Origin of the sequence: Arthrobacter sp. SIMBA_036 (assembly GCF_046535135.1) — a bacterium.
Taxonomy (GTDB): Bacteria; Actinomycetota; Actinomycetes; order Actinomycetales; family Micrococcaceae; genus Arthrobacter.
Genome location: NZ_JAWRXG010000391.1, coordinates 1 through 246, shown reverse-complemented (window position 1 = coordinate 246; position 246 = coordinate 1). Strand labels below are relative to the sequence as shown.

The following is a 246-nucleotide window of genomic DNA, read 5'->3' as shown; positions in this document are numbered from 1 at the left end:
CATGTAAAGGTCTATAAAAGCTCTAGTACGCTTAGTCATCTATTCTCACAGGGGTTCGTAGCAGCAGAGGCCTTTATTAAGGACGGTTGGTACCGAGAGCGACTGAATCCCAAATTACCGGATTCGATAAAACTAGCTGACGCAAAGGCGAGGCCAGACCCACAAAATTATTCAGTTGTATATGCGATTGCAACGAAGAAGAAGATTCCGGAAGAGCTACCTTTTTTTTCAAAGGTTACTTTAAAG

General features: G+C 42.7%; 1 protein-coding gene. It reads left to right on the top strand.

Annotated elements, in window-relative coordinates:
- A partial coding sequence (locus tag SB659_RS20275) for a TIGR04141 family sporadically distributed protein (protein WP_410551731.1) occupies nt 1-246 on the top strand: 246 nt, incomplete at both ends.